The organism is Capnocytophaga canis (genome assembly GCF_000827555.1).
In the GTDB taxonomy this organism is placed as follows: domain Bacteria; phylum Bacteroidota; class Bacteroidia; order Flavobacteriales; family Flavobacteriaceae; genus Capnocytophaga; species Capnocytophaga canis.
The window spans coordinates 1-1,394 of the sequence record NZ_CDOI01000031.1 but is presented as its reverse complement, the minus strand read 5'-3'; the positions used below and the strand labels follow the sequence as shown (position 1 = coordinate 1,394).

At 30.7% G+C, this 1,394-nt stretch carries 2 protein-coding genes; both read right to left on the bottom strand.

The features are described 5' to 3' along the window. Positions 1-437: DUF4934 domain-containing protein (locus CCAND38_RS01475; protein ID WP_042343247.1), on the bottom strand; the 437-nt coding region annotated here is incomplete at its 3' end. Between the two features lie 95 nt (positions 438-532). Next, a partial coding sequence (locus CCAND38_RS11745; protein ID WP_042343246.1) for a DUF4934 domain-containing protein occupies positions 533-1,394 on the bottom strand: 862 nt, incomplete at its 5' end.

Sequence of the window (1,394 nt, the reverse complement as noted above, 5' to 3'; positions counted from 1 at the left end):
ACTAATTCATCATTTTTAAAATCGTAATCAATATCGTACAATCGGGAAAGTTCTCCAGGCCCTTGTCCGTGAGAAAATCGTTTTATAAATTTTCCGCTTTTGTCAAAAATGATGATATTCCTACCTTTGAATTTATCCATTATATAAATATATTCCTCCGTAGTTATGATTTTATAAATACCACCAATTAAACTTTTGTTATTGGTTTCCAACGGGATAATTTTTACGTCGCTTACTAAATTTCCAAACTCAAAGTGTTTTTTTCCAAGAAAAGGATTTAAGTCTATTTTCTTGATAGAGTCCATTTTAGGGGTCAATATTTTTGTTTCTTCCAATTGTAGGGAAGCTATTTGTTCTTGGGTATAGCGAGTTTTTTCAGGTGTGTTTTGACAACTATTAAAAAGAAGTACACAAACTAAAAAGCATATTTGTTTCATACGGCGTTTATTTTAAAAAGATTCTTTTTCTAAACAGTTAAATATTATGTTTAACGAAGATAAGTATTATAAACAAACTTCTCAATAAGGAAAAACTAAAACTCTTCCAATTTAAAATATACCAACACGGGATTGTCATCATCTTTTGAATGTTTTATTTTTTCTTTGTCCTCTGCTGAGATGATTTTGCTATCTTTTAAGATTTCATAATCTTCTGAACTTGGAATGTAGGTAGAAACAAAATAATCCTTATACACGGCTTTGGGAAAAGCTATTGGAGGAATTTCTTTTGGTTTAAGATTAGCGTTATTACCTCCCACCATATTTCCCGTTTTTTTATCACGATATACTACGGTTTTCAGTTCAGTATAGTTATTATGTAAAAAGAAAACATTTTGCGAAAAAGTTTCAAAGTATTCTCCTATGTTAAAATAGTAGTCGTTATTTCGGGTAGCTTTTGTAAACGTTTCAAAAGTTTCTCCATAAAGATACTTACGAGGGACTTTTTTATCGTAATTTAACACAAATTCGGAGGTTAATTCATTCGTTTTGGAATTATATTTGTAGATGGTATCAGTCATTTGCCCTGTTAAACTGATTAAATCGCCATTTTTATAAAGATAAGTGTAAGCCGATAGAGCCTTTATTTTTTTTCGTTCAGGAAGGGCAACAAAATTCAATTTAAAATTTTTACTCGCTAGCAATAAGGTGTAATCTCTTTTATCCTCTAAATGAGGATCTCCTCGTTTTGAAAGGGTTTTAAAAATATAACCATCATCAGTTACTACTAAATTGTTAAACCCTAAAGGGAGTCTCTTCTGCCGAAGAAAATTTCCCACTTTATCAAAAAACAACAAAAAAGAATGTTGATAGGCTACTAATTCATCATTTTTAAAATCGTAATCAATATCGTACAATCGGGAAAGTTCTCCAGGCCCTTGTCCGTGAGAAAATCGT